We start from the raw sequence: 21,073 nt of genomic DNA on the forward strand, positions 1-21,073 counted from the left end.
ACATTGCTCACATTGCTTCCAATGTTTCGCCAGCTTAAACCATTAAGCTGGCTTTTTTATTTATAACTCAGATGAAAACAATCTACTCTCTTTTCTGATGACCAACTGATCATCAACAACCATTTTCCATACACCATCTTCATAATAGGGTACCTTTGAAACAATAAAAGTTGTATATATTCCTAAAGCACCAACTTTAAAATCATCGCCGATAAAATCGGTGATTGGGGCATCAATAGATTTAGATGAATTACCATTTTTATATTGATACTCAACTCTCGCTTCTGAAGTAATAGTCAGTACCATATATTGCCCATACCAAGTACCAATATAATTTTTCTTCTCTGCTGGAATTTTACCAAGCCCGTCACAGCCAACTAATAACATAGTGAATAAAAAAAATATAACAACTTTTATCCTATTCTTTATCATTATGATTTACCTTACTATTTATATAAAATTTTTGAAAAAATCTTCAGCATTCTTCTCTAAATCAAATAATATTAATAGTGCCGCACTTCCACCAAACTCTTTTGGAGCCTGATGAAAACAAATAACATCAGGGTGTTGAGCCAACCACATTGGTGTCTGTTTTTTCAGAACATTTTTACCATGGCCATACATGATGGATGCACACGGTACACGTTCTCGAATACAAGCAGCAATTAATGCAGCAATCTCTTTTTTTGCTTCTAATTGGGTTAACCCATGTAAATCTAAAAATAATTCTGGCTCATAGTAACCTCGTTTTAACTTTTTTAACTCATTGGGGTCACTGCCTTCACGTGAATAACGAATCGGGTCATCCAATAATAGTGGTTGGAAATCATCAGAAAAGTAGAACTCATTATTAATATTATCTTGCTGGTGTTTTTTTTCAGTAATAACTATTTTATTCTCTCTACGTGGAGAATGAATGACAGTATCTTGCTTTAATTTTTTGGCATGACCAATTGCACTTTTAAATAGTGCTAGCTCTTCAGAACTCGGTTTATAATTTTTTGACATTTTTATTTACTCAGGATAAACCTTCTCTTTAAATTCACATAAATCTTCAATAACACAGGCTCCACAACGTGGTTTTCTGGCAATACAGGTATAACGGCCATGTAAAATAAACCAGTGATGACAGTTAATTTTATACTCATCAGGAACTACTTTTAATAATTTATCTTCAACTGCTTCAACTGTTTTACCTGGTGCAAATTTAGTACGATTACACACGCGAAAAATATGTGTATCAACGGCTATCGTTGGCCAACCAAAAGCTGTATTTAATACTACATTAGCCGTTTTACGACCAACACCAGGCAGTTCAACTAATGCCTCAAAGTTTTCGGGTACTTGACTATGATGTTTATCAATCAAAATTTGACACGTTTTGAGAATATTTTCAGCCTTACTATTATAAAGTCCGATCGTTTTAATATAACTTTTAAGGGTATCCAATCCTAAGGCCAAAATTGTTTCTGGTGTATTAGCAATAGCAAATAAAGGTTTAGTTGCTTTATTGACACTCACATCCGTTGCCTGAGCAGAAAGCAGTACGGCAATCAATAACTCAAACGACGAATGATAAACCAGCTCTGTTGTAGGATCCTTAATATGCTGTTTTAATCGATTCAATATTTCTATACGAGTTTGCTGTTTCACAAGTAAAATCTTTCCTAAAAAAACTTAATGCTAGTATAACAATAATTACTCAAAATTGTATCTATATCCTAATGTTAACTCTTTTTAGAGTGATAAATATATGATAAGCTTTTTCGCTAATTTGTTTTTTGGAATAAAACACAACTATGTCTTTACCAATGATCGTTACATTTTCCGTTTATATTATTGGCATGATAGCTATCGGGCTTTTTGCCTTTAGAGCGACCAAAAATTTTGGTGACTATATATTAGGCGGTAGAAAAATAGGTAGTTTTGTCACTGCATTATCGGCAGGAGCATCGGACATGAGTGGTTGGCTACTCATGGGCTTACCAGGTGCGGTCTTTTTATTTGGTATATCACAAAGTTGGATAGCAATTGGGCTTGTGATCGGAGCCTATTTTAACTGGTTATTGATTGCCGGCCGTCTACGTGTCTTTACTGAAATCAACCATAACTCATTAACATTACCCGATTATTTTACTCGCCGCTTTAATGATAATAGTTCATTGTTAAGACTTATTTCAGCCGTCATTATTCTAGTCTTTTTTACAATATATTGTGCATCAGGGATTGTTGCTGGCGCAAAATTATTTGAAAGTACCTTTGGCTTAAGCTATGGTTGGGCAATGCTTGCCGGAGCTGGAGCAACCATTATCTATACTTTTGTCGGTGGTTTTTTAGCGGTGAGTTGGACTGACACAGTACAGGCCAGTTTAATGATGTTTGCCCTTATTTTAACCCCTATAATGGTAATTATATCATGTGGTAGTTTTGGCGATACAATTACAGCAATTGAAGCTCTTAATCCACAATATATTAATCTATTTGCTAATATGGACTTTATCTCCATCATATCCTTACTAGGCTGGGGATTAGGCTATTTTGGTCAACCCCATATTTTAGCTAGATTTATGGCAGCAGGTTCACATGAAGTCATGAAAAATGCGCGTAGAATCAGTATGACGTGGATGATTTTGTGTTTAGCTGGAGCGATTACAGTCGGTTTTTTTGGTATCGCTTATTTCTCAAGTCACCCAGAATTTGCTTATTTGATTAATGATGGCAAACAAGAACGTATTTTTATTGAATTGTCGAAACTACTCTTTAATCCTTGGATTGCTGGCGTATTACTTGCAGCGATTTTAGCTGCGGTAATGAGTACCTTAAGCTGCCAGTTACTCGTCTGTTCAAGTGCGATTACCGAAGATTTCTATCGTGCATTTTTTAGGCCTAAAGCCAAACAAAAAGAGCTTGTCTGGGTAGGAAGAGCAATGGTACTTGTTGTCGCCATTATTGCGATCCTATTAGCGCTCAATCCTAATAATAGCGTCTTAGATTTAGTCAGTGATGCTTGGGCTGGTTTTGGTGCAGCATTTGGTCCAATTATTATTTTCTCCGTTTTCTGGAAACGAATGACTCGAAATGGTGCGTTAGGTGGAATGATTATTGGTGCAGTTACTGTTTTAATTTGGATTCAGTTTAAATGGTTTAATCTATACTCATTAATACCAGGATTTATTTTTTCTTCATTATCGATAATTATCATTAGCTTACTTGACCGTAAACCTGAAAAATCGATCCTTGAGCATTTCGATACTGCATACGAATTGTATCATCGTAAACCATCTTAGCTTGAGAGACTGAATAATAATATTACCGATGCATATTTTATTCAGTTAATCTAAATAGATAAAATGGGCGCAAATTGTATATAAACCAAGACATTAGAATAAGAATGAGTTATACTTCAACAAAATTTATTTCATAGCTAGGGCATAGAGAGAAGATAGGGTACGACTATGGCAACAAATGTGATCAAACAACTTCAAGAACGCGGGCTTATTGCGCAAATTACAGATGAACAAGCTCTTACTGAACAATTAACCAAAGGCCCTATTGCCTTATATTGTGGCTTTGATCCAACCGCAGATAGCTTACACTTAGGTCATCTAGTACCATTACTCTGCCTAAAACGCTTTCAAGAAGCTGGGCATAAACCCGTTGCACTGGTCGGTGGTGCGACTGGATTGATTGGTGATCCAAGTTTTAAAGCCGTAGAACGTAAATTAAATACCTCAGATACAGTGCAAGACTGGGCCGATAAAATAAAACGACAAGTGTCCCCTTTCCTTGATTTTGCCTGTGGTGATAATTCAGCTATCGTAGTTAACAATTATGATTGGTTTGGCGATATGAGTGTTCTTACCTTTTTACGTGATATCGGTAAATACTTCTCTGTTAATGCTATGATTAGTAAAGAAGCAGTGAAACAACGTATCGAACGTGATGATGTTGGTATTTCATTTACAGAATTTGCTTATAATCTACTGCAATCTTATGATTTTTCCTGTTTAAACAAAGCGCATAATGTGACATTACAAATCGGTGGTTCAGATCAGTGGGGAAATATTACTTCAGGTATTGATTTAACTCGCCGTTTACACCAACAACAAGTTTTCGGCCTAACTGTACCACTGATTACTAAATCTGATGGTACCAAGTTTGGTAAAACAGAAAGCGGTGCAGTATGGCTTGATCCGAAAAAGACGAGTCCATATAAATTCTACCAATTCTGGATTAATACTGCTGATTCTGATGTTTACCGTTTCTTGAAATTCTTCACATTTATGTCATTAGAAGAAATTAATAAACTTGCAGAGGAAGATAAAAATAGTGGTAAAGCACCACGCGCCCAATATGTTTTAGCAGAACAAGTGACTAAATTAGTTCATGGTGAAGAAGGCTTAATTGCAGCAAAAAGAATTACAGATAGCCTATTCTCAGGATCATTAAAAGAGTTATCTCAAGATGATTTTGAGCAACTAGAACAAGACGGTATGCCAATTGTAGCATTAGAAAAAGATGCTGATTTGCAGCAAGCATTAGTTAATGCTGGACTTGCTCCATCGAGAGGACAAGCTCGCACAATGATTGAATCTAATGCGATTTCAATCAATGGTGAAAAACAATCTTCTGCTGACTATAAATTTAGTGATACAGATAAACTGTATCAGCGCTATACTTTACTTCGTCGAGGTAAAAAATACTATTGCTTATTAATTTGGCAATAATTAAGTAAAGTGAAAGGAAACGAGATGCAAAACATTTTATCTATCCAATCTCATGTTGTGTTTGGTCACGCAGGTAATAGTGCTGCTGAATTTCCTATTCGCCGACTAGGGGTAAACGTTTGGCCACTAAACACAGTACAATTCTCTAATCATACTCAATATCGTCAATGGACGGGTACTGTGATGCCTGCTTCACATTTAGTTGAAATCGCCGACGGTATTAGTGCAATTGATGAATTAAAAAATTGCCATGCAGTGCTTAGTGGTTATATGGGATCACCTGAACAAGGTAATGCCATTATTGAAATTGTCAAAAAAGTAAAACAAGCTAATCCTAACGCCCTTTATATTTGTGATCCCGTCATGGGACATCCAGAAAAAGGGTGTTTTGTTGCTCCTGGTGTATCTGAATTTTTGTGTAATGTTGCGTTGCCAATTAGTGACATGATGTCACCCAATATTTTAGAATTAGAAGAACTGAATAATAAACGAGCAATCAATAATGTTGATGAAGCTATTATTGCTTGCCGTGATTTATGTCAAAAAGGCCCTAAAGCTATTTTGGTAAAACATCTCAGTCGTGCGGGTATCCAAAAAGATCGTTTTGAAATGCTGCTTGTTACTCATAACGAAGCTTGGCATATACACCGCCCATTAGTAGATTTTGGTGTTAGACAACCCGTTGGTGTTGGCGATATGACTAGTGGCCTATTTATTGCCAATATCTTACTTGGTAAATCGTTAGTCGAATCACTTGAACATACTACCTCAGCGGTTTATGCTGTGATGCTTGAAACATTAAAACGTGATCAGTACGAACTGCAATTAGTTGCAGCACAAGATCAAATTGCTAAACCAGAACAGTGGTTTAAAGCAACAAAACTAGACTAAATAGTAGATAATTTAAAAAGAAACAGAATAACAATAACAGAGAGAAAGCTGATGAAAGAAGAAAATATCGAACAGACTGAACAGATTATTTCATTAGGCCAAAAGTTAGCTAACCAACGAAAAAAACTTGGATTAACTGAACATGATATCGCCAGTAAAATACATATTAGAACGTCTATTATCTTTGATATTGAGAATGATAATGTGCCGAATGTTCCCCCTGTTTTTTTGAAAGGTTACATCAAAAACTACGCAACGATTGTTAATCTTCCAGAAAGTGAATATATCTCTTTTATTGAGTCTCAACAGAATCACTCCACAATACAAACCATGAAGAATTACTCCAATAAAGAGCAAAAAAAACGTAATGGTAAACGCTTAGTATTAGCAAGCTTCTTTATTATTCTTATTATTATTGGAATAATCTCATTTTTTGCGTGGAAAGACAGCCAAAATGAACTTGTCGAAGTGACACATTATATATCTCAGCCATCTTCTACAAACAGCTAAATCCACACCTAGTTTAGTTAGTAACTTAATAAACTAGCCTCTATTTCGTTAAAATATTGCTATAACATATCATTATAGCGTAAAAAAGTAGAATTACTAATCAAACTCCTTATAGTTCAAATGACTATAAATGCTAATTTTTCTCATTACATACAGACATTTTTAATAAATCTTGCTAAGATTAGCCGCAAATTATTTTATTTTAGTTAGGCTACCTATGAGTTATGCGGATTCACCCATTAAGCGCCGAGAATCGACTCGAATTTATGTGGGCAATGTGCCTATTGGCGACGGGGCTCCTATTGCAGTTCAATCAATGACTAATACACGCACAACGGATGTAGAAAAAACCGTTGCGCAAATTAGATCTCTTGAACGAGTTGGTGTGGATATTGTTCGAGTATCAGTACCGACAATGGATGCAGCAGAAGCATTTAAACTTATTAAACAACAAGTTAAAGTACCTTTAATTGCCGATATTCATTTCGATTATCGTATTGCGCTTAAAGTTGCAGAGTATGGTGTTGATTGTTTACGTATCAATCCCGGTAATATTGGTAATGAGAGCCGTATTCGTAGCGTCGTCGAATGTGCTAGAGACAAAAATATTCCCATACGAATTGGTGTAAACTCGGGTTCATTAGAAAAAGATATTCAAGAAAAATATGGTGAACCAACCCCGCAAGCGATCGTCGAGTCAGCTATGCGCCATGTTGAAATATTGGATAGGTTCAATTTTGACCAATTTAAAGTGAGCGTAAAAGCCTCTGATGTATTTACTGCTGTCGAAGCCTATCGTCTACTCGCTAAACAAATTAAACAGCCGCTTCATTTAGGAATTACAGAAGCAGGTGGAGCAAGAAGCGGTTCTGTTAAATCCGCTATCGGCTTAGGTATGTTATTAGCGGAGGGTATTGGCGATACCTTGCGAGTATCTCTCGCTGCCGATCCAACCGAAGAAGTAAAAGTAGGCTTTGATATTTTAAAATCATTACGCATCCGCTCTCGAGGCATTAATTTTATTGCTTGTCCAACTTGTTCAAGACAAGAGTTCGATGTTATTGGTACGGTTAATGAGCTAGAAAGACGGTTAGAAGATATTATTACACCAATGGATGTTTCGATTATTGGCTGTGTTGTAAATGGTCCAGGAGAGGCACTTGCTTCAACAATGGGCGTTGCTGGCGGCAATAATAAGAGCGGTTTTTATGAGGATGGTGTAAGAATTGGTCGCATCGATAACACAACAATGATAGAAGAGCTTGAAGCGAAAATTCGAGCTAAAGCACAACTATTATTAAATAAAATTGATATTAAAACCGAATAATTAAACCCAATTAGTGAAATGAAAATGACTGAGAAAAAAATACAATCAATCCGGGGAATGAATGACTTACTCCCAACAGAAAGCGCACTTTGGCAATATGTAGAAAAAACAGTTAAAGGTGTATTAAATAGCTATGGTTATAATGAAATTCGTACACCCATTGTTGAAGATACTGCATTATTTAAACGTGCAGTAGGTGAAGTTACGGATATTGTTGAAAAAGAGATGTATACATTTAATGATCGTAATGATGAAAGCATCACTTTACGGCCAGAACTTACTGCAGGATGTGTTCGCGCCGGTATTGAGCACGGTTTATTATATAATCAAGAACAACGTTTATGGTACTTTGGTCCGGCATTTCGTTACGAAAAACCACAAAAAGGTCGATATCGTCAATTTCACCAATTTGGTATAGAAGTTTTTGGACTTGAAGGACCAGATATCGATGCTGAGCTGATTTTACTCACCGCAAGACTTTGGAATGCCTTAGGTATTACCGAACATACTACATTAGAACTTAATAGTATTGGTTCGTTAGCAGCTAGAGCCGACTATAAAAAAGCCTTAGTTAGCTATTTAGAGCAGCATAAAGATCATCTTGATGAAGACTGCAAACGTCGTATGTATACAAATCCATTGCGTGTTTTGGACTCAAAAAATGCTGAGATACAGACAATTTTGAATAATGCTCCTAAATTATTTGATTATTTAGATGAAGAGTCGAAAACCCACTTCGCGGGATTATGCCAACTATTAGATAGTGCTGGTATCAAATATCGTGTTAATCAACGCCTTGTACGAGGTTTAGATTATTATAATCGCACTGTATTTGAATGGGTAACAACGAGTTTAGGTGCCCAAGGAACGGTTTGTGGTGGTGGACGTTATGATGGACTTGTGAGCCAATTAGGGGGACAAGCAACACCTGGCGTTGGATTTGCAATTGGCGTTGAACGCTTAGTCTTACTTATCCAAACCGTAAATAGTGAATTGAAAAGTGATAATAGTATTGATGTTTATATGATATCATCTGGCGAATTAATTAATGGCAAGCATACCACTGCGATAGCTCAGCGACTTGCTGAACAAATTCGTGATATAATGCCGCACAAACGCATTATGACCAATTACGGCAGCACTAATTTCAAAAAACAGTTTAGCAAAGCAGATAAATATGGCGCCAAAATTGCTGTCATCGTTGGTGGAAATGAAGCTTTAGAAAATAAAGCCATGATAAAAGAGTTACAAACAGGCAACCAATACGCAATAATGCAGGATTTAGTTGCTCAAAAATGTTTAGAAATACTGGATAAGGGAGAATAACGTGAGTCATTCTGATAGTGAAGCACAAGTACTAGAAATTAAAGAGTTTCTAGCTAAAACTTGGAAGATAATTGTTGCGGTTATTGTTATTGGTTTGCTAGCTGTTTGGGGCTGGCGCTACTGGCAGACATATAAAGCTGAAAGCTTAACAGAAGCATCAGACAGATATGAGTTATTAATTTCTAAACTTAATATTAATGAACCAACATCGGTTAATGAATTAGTCTCATTTGCTAAACAGAATGATTCTATCTATAGCGTATTTGCAAGTTTACAAGCTGCAAAATTCTATGTAGATAATCTAAAAGATTACGCTGGTGCTAAAACGTTATTAATTGATGCAAGTAAAAAAACTGACTCTGAACCGGTCTTAGCAACTATAAATATTCGTATCGCTAGACTAGAATATCAACTTGGTGAATATGATGCTAGTTTACAGTCATTAGCGAAAGTCACCAATAATAATTGGGCTTCCACCGTAAATGATATTCGCGGCGATGTCTTAGTTAAAATGGAACAATATTCACAAGCGTGTTCTGCTTATGAGGTTGCGCTAGCATCAAATCCTACCGCAGATTTAGAAAAGAATATCAAAATTAAGTTAAACCAAGCTGAGTATTTAAAAGCAGCACAACTGTTAGCAAAAGAGAAAGAAACGAAAGAGCTAGCGGAAAAAGCGGCAACAACAACACAGCAATAGTTTTCAGCCGTAATAGTTAAATAGCTCAACTCAAGCTTATTTGTAGGGAAATGTAATATGAATCTACGTAAATATTTTTTAACAAGTACATTAGTTGTTTCATTGACGACAATGGCAACAGGATGTTCACTATTTGGTGGTGAGGTGGATACGATTGAAGTCTCCCCTTCCCCCGTAACCCAAACTGCATTTCCATTTAGCCAAATCTGGAGTAATAGTTTATCCGGTAACGCTAAAATATACTCCCAACTCTCTCCTGTGGTAAATGATAATGTTGTTTACGCAGCAGGAAGAACTGGACAAGTAAAAGCGATTGATCTATCGACGGGCAATACAAAATGGAACATCGATTTATCTAATAGCTCACTGTTTCGTAGCCAATCAGCACTCCTATCTGGCGGTGTTAGTGCCGATGATAAGTATGTCTACTTAGGCAGTGAACGTGCTAAACTTTATACATTAGATAAAAATAATGGTTCTGTTGTTTGGCAGCAAGATACTAAAGGTGAGATCGTTGCCAAACCGATATCCACCGATGATATGGTGATTGTTCGTACAACAAGTGGCTATTTACAAGCTTTGTCACAAGAAAATGGTAATGAAGTTTGGCAAACAAATCTTGAAGTGCCTAGTTTAACATTACGCGGACAATCAACACCAGCCTTAGCTTATGGTGCAATCATACTTGGTGATGATAGCGGCCATGTGAATGCTTATTTTGCTAAAGATGGTCAGTTAATTTGGCAACAACGTATTTCTCAACCAAGTGGGTCAACTGAAATAGCTAAACTTAACGATGTTGATACAACGCCAATCATTGATCAAGGTCTAGTATATGCAATCGGTTATAACGGTAATATTGCTGCTTTAGATCTCAGTAATGGACAAACTGTTTGGAAGAAATCACTTAGCTCAACCCATAGCTTTGTCATTGAACAGAACCATATTTTTGTTGTAGACCAAGATGATAACATTTATGCACTCGCTAAAAATGGCGGTGCTGTTATATGGAAACAATCTGATTTATTACACCGACAATTAACCGATCCAATAATCTATCAAAATTATCTTGTTGTCGGAGACTTTGAGGGATATCTATACCTAATTGATATCAACTCAGGTGAAGTGATATCGAAAACCCAAGTGAGTAGTAGTGGCTTAGCTGCCGATCTCACCGTTGCTGATAATAAAATTATTATTCAGGCTAAAAATGGCAATGTCTATGCGTATGGGCAAAAATAATTTTTAACGTATCTTAAAGAAGAGAATTGATACATGGTACCACCAGTCATTGCATTAGTTGGTCGCCCCAATGTTGGGAAATCAACACTATTTAACCGATTAACTAAAACACGGGATGCTTTAGTTGCTGATTTTCCGGGCTTAACTCGTGATCGTAAATATGGTAGAGCCGAAATAAAAGGCCACGAATACATTGTCATTGATACCGGCGGTATTGATGGTAGTGAAGAGGGTATCGAAAGCTTTATGGCAGAGCAATCTTTGCTGGCTATTGAAGAAGCAGATATCGTCTTATTTATGGTTGATGCAAGAGCTGGAGTCATGCCAGCTGACCATGCCATAGCTAAACATCTACGTAGCCGAGAAAAACCAACATTTTTAACCGTAAATAAAACGGATGGCCTTGATACTAACGTTGTAATGCACGAATTTTATGAGCTTGGTTTAGGCGATGTTTATCCAATAGCCGCGAGTCATGGTCGAGGGGTAGCATCGTTAATTGAAACGGTTTTTGATCCTATTTTTGAATTTGAAGATCCTGTCATCTTTAATGATGAAAACGATGAGCGACATAATCTACCTGAATCTTACGACGATTCCGTTTTAAATGATATTGAAGAAATCATCAATCAGCCAATCAAAGTTGCTATTGTTGGTAGACCAAATGTTGGTAAGTCAACACTAACAAATAGAATTCTGGGTGAAGATCGTGTCGTTGTCTATGATATGCCAGGAACAACCCGTGATAGTATCTATATTCCGATGACTCGAGATGAACGCGAATATGTTCTAATTGATACGGCTGGAGTGAGAAAACGCGGTCGGATAACTGAAACTGTAGAAAAGTTTTCAGTAATTAAAACCTTACAAGCAATTGAAGACGCTAATGTTGTCATATTGGTTATTGATGCTAGAGAAGGTATTGCAGATCAAGATTTATCACTTTTAGGCTTTATTCTTAATAGTGGCCGCTCACTTGTTATCGCAGTTAATAAGTGGGATGGTTTATCACAGGATGTTAAAGAACAGATTAAAACGACCCTTGATGATCGACTAGATTTTATTGACTTTGCACGTTTACATTTTATTTCAGCATTACATGGTAGTGGTGTAGGTAACTTATTTGATTCAATCCAAGAAGCCTATGATTGTGCGACTCGTCGAGTCAATACTGCAATGCTAACTAAAATTATGCAAATGGCGCAAGATGATCATCAACCACCATTAGTACAAGGTCGCCGAGTAAAATTAAAATATGCCCATGCTGGTGGTTATAATCCACCTATAGTGGTAATTCATGGTAATCAAGTCGCTGATCTACCGGATTCTTATAAACGTTATCTGATGAACTATTTTAGACGTTCATTAAAAATCATGGGTTCACCAATCCGTATTCAATTTAAGGAAGGTAATAACCCTTATGAAGGTAAAAAGAATACATTAACAACTTCTCAGCAACGTAAACGTCGTCGCTTATTAAAACATATTAAAGGTAGAGGTCGTCACTAATATGACCAAGGTCGAATCGGCTATCAATACTGAGGGATATTGTCCTAATTGCCATAAAGCAATGGAAAAACAATCCCCTCGGCACTATTATTGCCAAACATGTCGGCAACACTATTACGAAAATTATACTTGTCCAATTTGTCAGCAAATGCTCGAACAAATAAAGGGATGTGGTGCAATTAATTATTTATGTAGAACTGACGGCTTAATATCAGCAAGCAAAGTTATATTTCGCTATCAGGCGGAATAATAGGTTTAAACAAATAAAAGAGGTTATCTTTAATGCGAATTATTTTATTAGGAGCACCTGGCGCAGGCAAAGGCACGCAAGCACAATTTATTATGCAGCAATATGGCATTCCACAAATATCTACTGGTGATATGTTACGTGCAGCAGTTAAAGCTGGGACGACGCTTGGTTTACAAGCTAAAGAGCTAATGGATGCAGGAAAACTGGTTACTGATGAATTAGTCATAGCCTTAGTACAAGAACGCATTGCACAAGAAGATTGCAAAAATGGTTTTCTTTTAGATGGTTTCCCTCGCACTGTGCCACAAGCTGATGCAATGAAAACAGCAGGTATTAAAGTTGATTATGTTTTAGAATTTGATGTACCAGATGAAGTAATCGTTGACCGTATGAGTGGACGACGTGTACACGCTGCTTCAGGCCGAGTTTACCACCTTCGCTATAATCCGCCAAAAAATGAAGGCATTGATGATATTACTGGTGAAGAACTTACCATTCGTAAAGATGACTCTGCTGAGATTGTCACTAAACGTTTAGTTGAATATCATCAGCTTACAAAACCATTAATTAATTATTATCAGCATGAAGCTAAATTAGGTAATACTAAATACTTTAAAATTGATGGAACTCAACCAGTTCCAGCTGTAACAAAAGAGTTATTATCAATTTTAAACTAACGCTATCACAATAATGGATAGTCTAAAAAGAGTTTCGTCATTGATGAAGCTCTTTTTTATTATCTAAAATTGACTTGACCTTAAGATCAAATAGCGACCTTAAGGTTTTCTTAAGCTTCAAAACTTATACTTTTATGCATTAGCTTATTTAGTAATGTAAAAGGTAAAATTATGCTTAAGGTTCTCAATACCCAACTTTTCATGCTTATCAATGCAGCACCAAATACATCAAAATTGATGATAACAATTGCTACTTTTTGTGCTGAGTATTTAATTTATACACCTCTTATTGTTATGATTTTTTGCTGGTTCAAAAGACCACAGACAAGAGGATTAATTTTAAAAATTATCGTCACAGTGTTTATTTCTTTGGCTGTTGCAGCCATTTTACGTTCATTTATCAGTTCACCAAGACCTTTTGAACTCGCAATTGGCACTAACTTTTTACCACATTCAAGTAGCAATTCATTTCCAAGTAAACATGCTACATTCATTTTTGCCATCACTTTTGCTCTATTTTATGGGCTTAAGAATCAGCTTAATCAGCAAAAACTGTTTATTAGTTGCCTAGTTATCGGGATCCTAGTCAGTTGGTCACGAATTTATTTGGGAGTACATTGGCCATTAGATATTTTAGCCGGTATTTTAACAAGCTTTGGTTGTGCTTACTTAGTTAATAAGCAATGGCATCATATTGAACGATTATTATTAAAACTCTACTCTTTACGACCAATAGTCGTAAGTAAATTAAAAATTATCAAATATGTAACAAAAAATTCAAATTAATAAGATAACAAAACTATGTTAAAAAAAATCAAAAATTTTCTAAATAAGTGGACTATTTCAGTCTCACTACTCGCTGGGTTAGTTGCAATTTATCAAGCAACATTATTAAACTCAACTTATTATCAACATGTAATAGCAGCACTATCAATTCAAAGTATTGATGATGTGCTATTTCTTTGCTCGATGCCAGTTGTCGTTTTTTGTGTTATTTTTGCCTTACTTAATTTATTTATTTTCCCTAAATTAATCAAAATATTGGCGTGTTTTTTAGTAATAGTAGGCGCATGGCTCAATTATTTTATGTCAACCTACAGTATCATGATCGACCGAGATATGTTACAAAATGCCTTAGATACCACTAGAGCTGAGTCAACAGCCTTAGTTACACCTAATTTAATTTTTAATGTAGTGATATTTGGAATATTACCGGCATTATTGATTATCTTCGTTAAGATTAAGCCAATTAAGCAATGGGTCTATTATTTATTACGTCGCGTTATTGCCATTATCATAGCAATTGCCGTTATTCTATTAGTTGCAGTTTTCTTTTATAAAAACTACGCGACATTTATGCGTAATAATAGTGGCATCATTAAATATCTAACACCATCAAACTATATTGCTGCAATCTATAATCAATATGATTATTTAAAATATAAAAATTTACCATTCATTGAATTAGGTGGTGATGCTCATCAAAAACCATTGCTCAATAACAATGGACAAAAAAATGTCATGATCTTAATTGTTGGTGAGACTTCACGAGGAGATAATTTCTCTTTAGGTGATTATGATAAAGAGACTAATCCATTACTTGCTAAACAAGATGTAATTTATTATCCCAATACAACTTCTTGCGGTACAGCAACGGCTTATTCATTACCTTGTATGTTTTCTAATATGACCAGAGATGATTACAATCCTAAGCTCGCTAATAAACAATCGAATGCTTTAGATATATTACAAAAAGCTGGTGTTAATATATTATGGGTTGATAATGATAGTGGTTGTAAAGGTGTATGCGAACGAGTACCAACAGTCGATATCACTCAAAAATATAAAAATAGCTCTAAACTATGTAATAATGATGTCTGTTATGATGATATTTTATTCGCTGATTTACCTCAGTATTTAGATAATATTCAAACCGATACCTTGATTGTATTACATATGATTGGTAGCCATGGCCCGACCTATTATCAGCGCTATCCTGACCAATACCGTAAATTTACACCGACTTGTGATACCAATGAAATTAACCGTTGTTCACAAGAAGAGTTAATAAATACTTATGACAATACCATTGTCTATACTGATGCAATCATCGATAAAGCAATTAATTTATTAAAGAGTTATGATAAACGTTATAATACATCTTTAATGTATCTATCTGATCATGGTGAATCTTTAGGGGAAAATAATATTTACTTACATGGTATGCCTTATGCTGTTGCACCAAAAGAGCAGAAGCATGTTCCATTACTGCTATGGTTATCAGATAAATACCAAACGCAGCATAATATTAATACTACCTGTTTAGCTCAAGAAGCCAAAGCAGAACAATTTTCCCAAGATAATTTATTCCATTCTTTATTAGGAATGTTTAATATTGAAACAACCGAGTATAAAGCATCGCTTAATATTTTGAATAATTGTCAAACAACAAATTGATATAAAACATTTATGAAAATACTCATTACTGAAGATGATAGTTTATTACAAAAAGGGTTATATAGTGCGTTAACTGCTGAGGGCTTTGCCTGTGAGATTGCTGAAACGGGTAAACAAGCTAATCAGTTTATGACCATGTCGCAATTTAGTTTAGTGATCCTTGATTTAGGCCTACCAGATTGCGATGGCTTAGAATTGCTGGCTTTGTGGCGTAAACAGAAAAACCCAATTCCTGTATTAATTCTCACTGCCCGTGATACGATCGAAGATCGAGTCGAAGGACTCGATCTAGGGGCCGATGATTACTTAATCAAACCTTTTGCATTAACTGAGCTATTAGCAAGAGTTAGAGCACTGATCCGTCGTAATCAAGGCCGTAGCGATAATCATATCAATTGTGGGCCATTTTCACTTGATACAACTCAACAGCAAGTACAATTTAATCAAACCGTTATTCCATTAACCGCTAAAGAGTTTGCTATTTTAATGTGTTTAATGAGTAAAGCAGAACAGCAAGTTCATCGTGATATTTTGCAAAATGATCTCTATAGCTGGAGTACCGATCCAAGTTCTAATGTATTAGAAGTTCATATCCATAGTTTACGCCAAAAAATTGGTAAGCAATATATTCGTACCATTCGTGGCTACGGTTATCAATTTACCCTCGAATCGCTAACCGACTGAGAAAAAATGTATGCAAATAGTGCAAAAGCTGAATCAAATCCGATATAGCATCCGCTGGAACCTCTTTATTACCTTAGGTTTACTGATGCTAGTCTGTCAGATCATTACGGTCTTTTGGTTATGGCATGAAAGTAAAGAGCAAATCGATGTATTAGTTGATCTCACCTTAAGTAAAGAGATTACAGATAGTGTGGTGCATAAAGAAGAGATGGAGGCGATTTTTGCCTTACTCCTTTCAACATTTGTAATTATGTGTGTCACACTATTCCTTGCTTATAAAGCCATTAAGCGAATTACAAAACCATTAGAGTTATTGCAACAAGATTTATCGGCTCGTGCAGCAGAAAATCTAAATCCGATTCAATCATTAAGTGAAATGCGAGAAATAAAGTCAATTTCATCTGCGCTTAATGGCTTATTTTATCGTCTGAATGAAACACTGCAACAAGAACGTTTATTCGCTGCAGATGTTGCTCATGAACTACGTACTCCATTAGCTGGAATTCGTCTACATTTAGAGTTACTTGAACGAACAAAGCATATTCCTTGCCAAGAACTCATCGAACGAATTGATAGATTAGTCAATACCGTAGAACAGTTACTAACGCTGGCTAGGGCCAGCCAACGATTAATTACGAGCGATGATCAATCGATTAATTTTCAAAGTGATATTATCGGTTTACTGACCAACGAATTAACTGAAATGACGGCTCTGAAAGAGCAACAATTAATTTGGCATAACCCTGAAAAACCTATTATTTTTCGAGGTGATAAGATATTAATATGTCTACTTATCCGTAATTTAGTTGAAAATGCATCGCGTTATAGCCCAGAAAATAGCCAAATAATAATCAGTAGTTATAACTATAATGATAAACAAGTCATGCTTGAAGTTAAAGATGAAGGCATTGGCATTGATGAGAAAAAAATATCACAACTCACTGAAGCTTTTTTTAGGATGGACCGACGACATAAAGGTATTGGTCTAGGGTTAAGTATTGTGCATAGAATAATTAAATTACATCAGGGACAGCTTATTTTGAAAAACCGTGATGATGGTCAACAAGGTACTGTTGTTCAATGTATTTTTAACTGTTAAGCACCAACGATCACAATAATCTCACATATATTATGTGAGATTATTGATTATTCATTACTTCGCGACAATAACCATAGCTGGACGAATTAAACGACCATTAAGGGTATAACCTTTTTGAATGGTATTAACAATTTGCCCTGATTGATGATCTGGTGACTCAATCATCGTAATAGCCTGATGAAGCTCAGGATTGAGTTGACCTGATTCAGTTGAAACAACCTCAACACCAAATTTTTTAACTGTATCTAAAAACGATTTTAGTGTTAATTCTAAACCTTCAACTGTTGCTTTATGCTCAGGATTGGTTTTATCTGTTGACTCCAATGCTCTCTCTAAATTGTCAATAACGGGTAAAAGCTCATTAGAGAATTTTTCTAAAGCAAATTTATGCGCTTTTTCAACATCCAGCTCTACACGTTTACGTACATTATCAATTTCCGCTCTAGCACGAACCATCGCTTCGCTTTCATTCTTTTTCGCGATTTGTAACTCTTTTTCTAACTCACTAATACGATTATCTTTTTCTTTAATAATCGCATTAAGATCTAACTGCTGCTCGTTCTCTTGTTTCTCTGTCTCAGTATTATGATCCGATGCATCAGCTTTTATGTTAATATCTTCATTATGTTCAGCCATAACATACTCCAAAATTATCAAAAATTACTTCTTGTTTTAGGTATTATGGGGCTAAAATTTAATATTACAAGGCTGTCGCATCAACAAGAATAAGAAAAATGATTTTATTAATTTAAAATCAATCACTTAAAAGGATAATTTTATGAACACACTATTTAATTGTATCGGATTAATTGGTGTACCAAGACAACCTGAAGCATTAGCAACACATGAAATGCTATATAATTGGTTAACAAAAAATAACTATCGAATTTTAGTTGAAAAAAAACTCCAAGAGCACTTATCTTTTCCTGTTTCAGAATACGCATCCTTAGATGAAATAGGGCAAAATGCCGAACTTGCTATCGTGATTGGCGGTGATGGCAACATGTTAAGGGCAGCTCGTTATTTATCTCATTATAATATTAAAATTATTGGTATAAATCGGGGTAATCTAGGATTTTTAACCGATATTACACCAGATAAAGCTATCGAAAGTTTATCGGATGTACTATCTGGAGAATATATCGATGACAGCCGATTTTTGCTTGAAGTCACCCTATATAATAATCGAGGGGAAAGTACGGTATCAAGCTTTGCTGTTAATGAAATTGTTTTGCATCCAAGCCAAGTTGCACATATGTTAGAGTATGAAGCGTATATTAATGATAAAAAAGCGTTTTCACAGCGCGCTGACGGATTAATTATTTCGACTCCGACCGGCTCTACCGCTTATTCGCTCTCCGCGGGTGGACCAATCATTACACCTGAGCTTGATGCTTTTATTATGACCCCTATGTTTCCTCACTCTTTATCGGCAAGACCATTAGTGATTAAAAGTGATAATTTAATTAAGGTTAAGTTTCCATCGACACAAGAAGAGCTACAAGTGGCCTGTGATAGTCAAATTATTTTAACTGCTAAGCCAACAGATGAAATATTGATTCGCCGAGCCCCTTACCAATTCAATCTAATTCATTCAGCACGTTACAATTATTTTCGTAATTTATCGACTAAGTTGGGATGGTCTAAAAAATTATATTAAAAATGCGGCATAAGCCGCATTTTTATAAATACGATAAAATTACTATTCTTTATCTTCTGGGAAAAGAAAATTAAGAACAATTGCAGTCAAACCACCAGCAGCAATACCTGATGAGAATAGTGATTTAATCCAATCAGGCATAAATTGGAAAATTTGAGGCTGTTGTGAAACGCCCAGACCAATACCTAATGACAACGCAATAATCATCATAGCTCGGCGATTAAGTGGAACTCTTGATACAATACGAACTCCTGATGCGGCAATAGTTCCAAACATAACTAATGTTGCTCCACCTAAAACAGGTTCAGGAATGTGTTGCACAAAACCACTCACTTGCGGGAATAAACCCAATAAAACCAAAAAACTAGCCACAAAGTAACCGACGTAACGGCTAGCTACTCCAGTTAACTGAATCACACCGTTATTTTGACCAAAACAGGAGTTAGGGAAAGTATTAAATACAGCTGAAACAAAAGAGTTAAAACCATTTGCCAAAACACCACCTTTTAAACGCTTCATATAAAGTGGACCAGCTACAGGTTGTTCAGAGACATCTGACGTTGCAGTGATATCCCCAATCGTTTCCAATGATGTAATCAAAAAGACTAAAATAAATGGCAACAATAATCCCCAGTCGATACTTAAACCATAGTATAAGGGTGTTGGAATCATAATCGCATTTGACGATGGCTCTGTTGATTCAGGTAACATATTCAACCACCATGCCAGAGCATAACCGATAGCCATTGCAATCACGAGTGAAGATAAGCGTAAATAGGCATTTTTCTGAATATTAAGAATAATAATAACCGACAGCACCACACCAGCTAATAATAGATTAATTGGAGCACCAAAAGTCCCATTTTGCATCGCTGCAAATCCACCACCTACCGAAGTTAAACCGACTTGAATAAGCGATAACCCGATAATCATCACAACAATACCGGAAACCAAAGGTGTAATGATTTTTTGTGCAAGGTGCAAAACACGAGACAAAATCATCTCAGTGAATGATCCTAACATCAAAGTACCAAACAGCGTTGCCATCATAACATCAATACTGGCACCACCCGCTTTTAACGTTAAACCGCCGGCAATTACCGGTGCAACAAAATTAAAGCTAGTACCTTGAATGGATAAAAGTCCTGAACCAATAGGTCCCCAAGTGCGAATTTGAATTAATGATGCAACACCAGAGGCAAATAATGACATACTTATAACATGCTGAGTATCTTCTGCTGGTAATACTAAACTTTGACAAATAATTAGAGCTGGAGTAATCACAGCAACAAACATTGCTAATAAATGTTGGAAAGCAGCAAAAAGGGTTTGTGGTAACGGGGGACGATCCTCTAATCGGTAGATTAGTTCACTCTTAGTTGAAGTTGACATAAAATAAAAATAATCGCTGATTTAACAGGCAATGGATTATAAATTCTTTCAGATGAATTAGCTACTAATTTATCAACGAGTTATGAAAGACCGAATAATTTTATAGATAAATAATGGGAGAGGATCGAATATCTAAAAAAATTATCGCACTCTTATAAGTGCGATAATAATTAGTATACCGTCAATTAACGATTTCGACGCGTTAAATCAATAACACGTAATTTCGCTAACGCTTTGGAAAGCTCAGCTGATGCTTGAGCAAATGTCATATCGTTAGATGGGTTTCTAATACGTTCTTCAGCTTGTCTCACAGCGTCTTGCGCTTTAGCTTCATCGAGATCTTCACCACGAATTGCTGTATCAGCTAAAATCGTTACTGTCGTTGGCTGAACCTCTAAAATCCCACCAGAAAGATAGATAAACTCTTCATCACCATTCGATTTAACAATTCCGACCATTCCAGGCTTAATTGTTGTTAACAATGGCGTATGGCCAGGATAAATCCCGAGCTCACCTTCACTACCGGTCACTCTAATTCGCTGAACATCACCTGAAAACAGATGAGATTCAGCACTAACAACTTCTAGTTGATAGGAAGTTAGTGCCATAATGATCTCCGTTC

22 protein-coding genes are annotated in these 21,073 nt (G+C 35.9%); 16 read left to right on the forward strand and 6 right to left on the reverse strand.

Annotated elements, in window-relative coordinates; translation table 11 throughout:
- Positions 1 to 60 precede the first annotated feature (60 nt).
- From RHO11_08705 to nth, 3 genes are read right to left on the reverse strand one after another with little or no spacing between them, the layout of a single operon-like run.
- Complete coding sequence (locus tag RHO11_08705) at positions 61 to 432, reverse strand: hypothetical protein (protein ID WVD60575.1); 372 nt, start codon at positions 430 to 432, stop codon at positions 61 to 63.
- Positions 433 to 450: 18 nt separating this feature from the next.
- The gene (gene smrB / locus RHO11_08710; protein WVD60576.1) at positions 451 to 1,008 is read right to left on the reverse strand and encodes an endonuclease SmrB; all 558 of its coding nucleotides are present in this window, start codon (positions 1,006 to 1,008) and stop codon (positions 451 to 453) included.
- Positions 1,009 to 1,014: 6 nt separating this feature from the next.
- Positions 1,015 to 1,653 (reverse strand): endonuclease III, encoded by a 639-nt coding sequence (gene nth / locus RHO11_08715; protein ID WVD60577.1) that lies wholly within the window; start codon positions 1,651 to 1,653, stop codon positions 1,015 to 1,017.
- 146 nt (positions 1,654 to 1,799) lie between these two features.
- Between nth and putP the strand changes: the two genes are divergently transcribed.
- The 15 genes from putP (at position 1,800) to pmrB (ending at position 17,399) form a co-directional block, all read left to right on the forward strand.
- Positions 1,800 to 3,287 carry a sodium/proline symporter PutP gene (gene putP, locus RHO11_08720; GenBank protein WVD60578.1) on the forward strand — a complete coding sequence of 496 codons (1,488 nt, stop codon included), beginning with the start codon at positions 1,800 to 1,802 and terminating at the stop codon, positions 3,285 to 3,287.
- Between the two features lie 168 nt (positions 3,288 to 3,455).
- Positions 3,456 to 4,727, forward strand: coding sequence for a tyrosine--tRNA ligase (gene tyrS / locus RHO11_08725; GenBank protein ID WVD60579.1), 1,272 nt, complete (start codon positions 3,456 to 3,458; stop codon positions 4,725 to 4,727).
- Between the two features lie 24 nt (positions 4,728 to 4,751).
- On the forward strand, positions 4,752 to 5,618 hold the full coding sequence (pdxY, locus tag RHO11_08730; protein ID WVD60580.1) for a pyridoxal kinase PdxY: 867 nt from the start codon (positions 4,752 to 4,754) through the stop codon (positions 5,616 to 5,618).
- A 51-nt stretch (positions 5,619 to 5,669) separates the two neighbouring features.
- The gene (locus tag RHO11_08735) at positions 5,670 to 6,128 is read left to right on the forward strand and encodes a helix-turn-helix domain-containing protein (GenBank protein WVD60581.1); all 459 of its coding nucleotides are present in this window, start codon (positions 5,670 to 5,672) and stop codon (positions 6,126 to 6,128) included.
- 217 nt (positions 6,129 to 6,345) lie between these two features.
- Positions 6,346 to 7,455, forward strand: a complete 1,110-nt coding sequence (ispG, locus tag RHO11_08740; protein WVD60582.1) for a flavodoxin-dependent (E)-4-hydroxy-3-methylbut-2-enyl-diphosphate synthase — start codon at positions 6,346 to 6,348, stop codon at positions 7,453 to 7,455.
- A 24-nt stretch (positions 7,456 to 7,479) separates the two neighbouring features.
- Positions 7,480 to 8,781, forward strand: a complete 1,302-nt coding sequence (hisS, locus tag RHO11_08745) for a histidine--tRNA ligase (protein WVD60583.1) — start codon at positions 7,480 to 7,482, stop codon at positions 8,779 to 8,781.
- Position 8,782: 1 nt separating this feature from the next.
- Positions 8,783 to 9,481: a tetratricopeptide repeat protein gene (locus RHO11_08750; GenBank protein ID WVD60584.1), complete on the forward strand. Its 699-nt coding sequence runs from the start codon at positions 8,783 to 8,785 to the stop codon at positions 9,479 to 9,481.
- A 57-nt stretch (positions 9,482 to 9,538) separates the two neighbouring features.
- Positions 9,539 to 10,723, forward strand: a complete 1,185-nt coding sequence (gene bamB / locus RHO11_08755) for an outer membrane protein assembly factor BamB (GenBank protein ID WVD60585.1) — start codon at positions 9,539 to 9,541, stop codon at positions 10,721 to 10,723.
- A gap of 33 nt (positions 10,724 to 10,756) precedes the next feature.
- The gene (gene der, locus RHO11_08760) at positions 10,757 to 12,232 is read left to right on the forward strand and encodes a ribosome biogenesis GTPase Der (GenBank protein WVD60586.1); all 1,476 of its coding nucleotides are present in this window, start codon (positions 10,757 to 10,759) and stop codon (positions 12,230 to 12,232) included.
- Between the two features lies 1 nt (position 12,233).
- Positions 12,234 to 12,482: a zinc-ribbon domain-containing protein gene (locus RHO11_08765; GenBank protein WVD60587.1), complete on the forward strand. Its 249-nt coding sequence runs from the start codon at positions 12,234 to 12,236 to the stop codon at positions 12,480 to 12,482.
- A 32-nt stretch (positions 12,483 to 12,514) separates the two neighbouring features.
- Positions 12,515 to 13,159 carry an adenylate kinase gene (gene adk, locus RHO11_08770; GenBank protein WVD60588.1) on the forward strand — a complete coding sequence of 215 codons (645 nt, stop codon included), beginning with the start codon at positions 12,515 to 12,517 and terminating at the stop codon, positions 13,157 to 13,159.
- 171 nt (positions 13,160 to 13,330) lie between these two features.
- The gene (locus tag RHO11_08775) at positions 13,331 to 13,945 is read left to right on the forward strand and encodes a phosphatase PAP2 family protein (protein WVD60589.1); all 615 of its coding nucleotides are present in this window, start codon (positions 13,331 to 13,333) and stop codon (positions 13,943 to 13,945) included.
- A gap of 15 nt (positions 13,946 to 13,960) precedes the next feature.
- Positions 13,961 to 15,616, forward strand: coding sequence for a phosphoethanolamine transferase EptA (gene eptA, locus RHO11_08780; GenBank protein WVD60590.1), 1,656 nt, complete (start codon positions 13,961 to 13,963; stop codon positions 15,614 to 15,616).
- Between the two features lie 12 nt (positions 15,617 to 15,628).
- On the forward strand, positions 15,629 to 16,300 hold the full coding sequence (locus tag RHO11_08785) for a response regulator (GenBank protein ID WVD60591.1): 672 nt from the start codon (positions 15,629 to 15,631) through the stop codon (positions 16,298 to 16,300).
- Between the two features lie 10 nt (positions 16,301 to 16,310).
- Positions 16,311 to 17,399, forward strand: coding sequence for a two-component system sensor histidine kinase PmrB (pmrB, locus tag RHO11_08790; protein WVD60592.1), 1,089 nt, complete (start codon positions 16,311 to 16,313; stop codon positions 17,397 to 17,399).
- Between the two features lie 54 nt (positions 17,400 to 17,453).
- Here the strand turns inward: pmrB and grpE are convergent, their stop codons facing one another.
- The gene (gene grpE, locus RHO11_08795) at positions 17,454 to 18,035 is read right to left on the reverse strand and encodes a nucleotide exchange factor GrpE (protein WVD60593.1); all 582 of its coding nucleotides are present in this window, start codon (positions 18,033 to 18,035) and stop codon (positions 17,454 to 17,456) included.
- Between the two features lie 142 nt (positions 18,036 to 18,177).
- Between grpE and nadK the strand changes: the two genes are divergently transcribed.
- Positions 18,178 to 19,059: an NAD(+) kinase gene (nadK, locus tag RHO11_08800; GenBank protein WVD60594.1), complete on the forward strand. Its 882-nt coding sequence runs from the start codon at positions 18,178 to 18,180 to the stop codon at positions 19,057 to 19,059.
- Between the two features lie 42 nt (positions 19,060 to 19,101).
- Here the strand turns inward: nadK and RHO11_08805 are convergent, their stop codons facing one another.
- Positions 19,102 to 20,451 (reverse strand): uracil-xanthine permease family protein, encoded by a 1,350-nt coding sequence (locus RHO11_08805; protein ID WVD60595.1) that lies wholly within the window; start codon positions 20,449 to 20,451, stop codon positions 19,102 to 19,104.
- A gap of 185 nt (positions 20,452 to 20,636) precedes the next feature.
- The gene (locus RHO11_08810) at positions 20,637 to 21,059 is read right to left on the reverse strand and encodes a F0F1 ATP synthase subunit epsilon (protein ID WVD60596.1); all 423 of its coding nucleotides are present in this window, start codon (positions 21,057 to 21,059) and stop codon (positions 20,637 to 20,639) included.
- Positions 21,060 to 21,073: the final 14 nt, after the last annotated feature.

This window comes from Orbaceae bacterium BiB, from assembly GCA_036251205.1.
Lineage (GTDB): Bacteria > Pseudomonadota > Gammaproteobacteria > Enterobacterales > Orbaceae > Orbus > Orbus mooreae.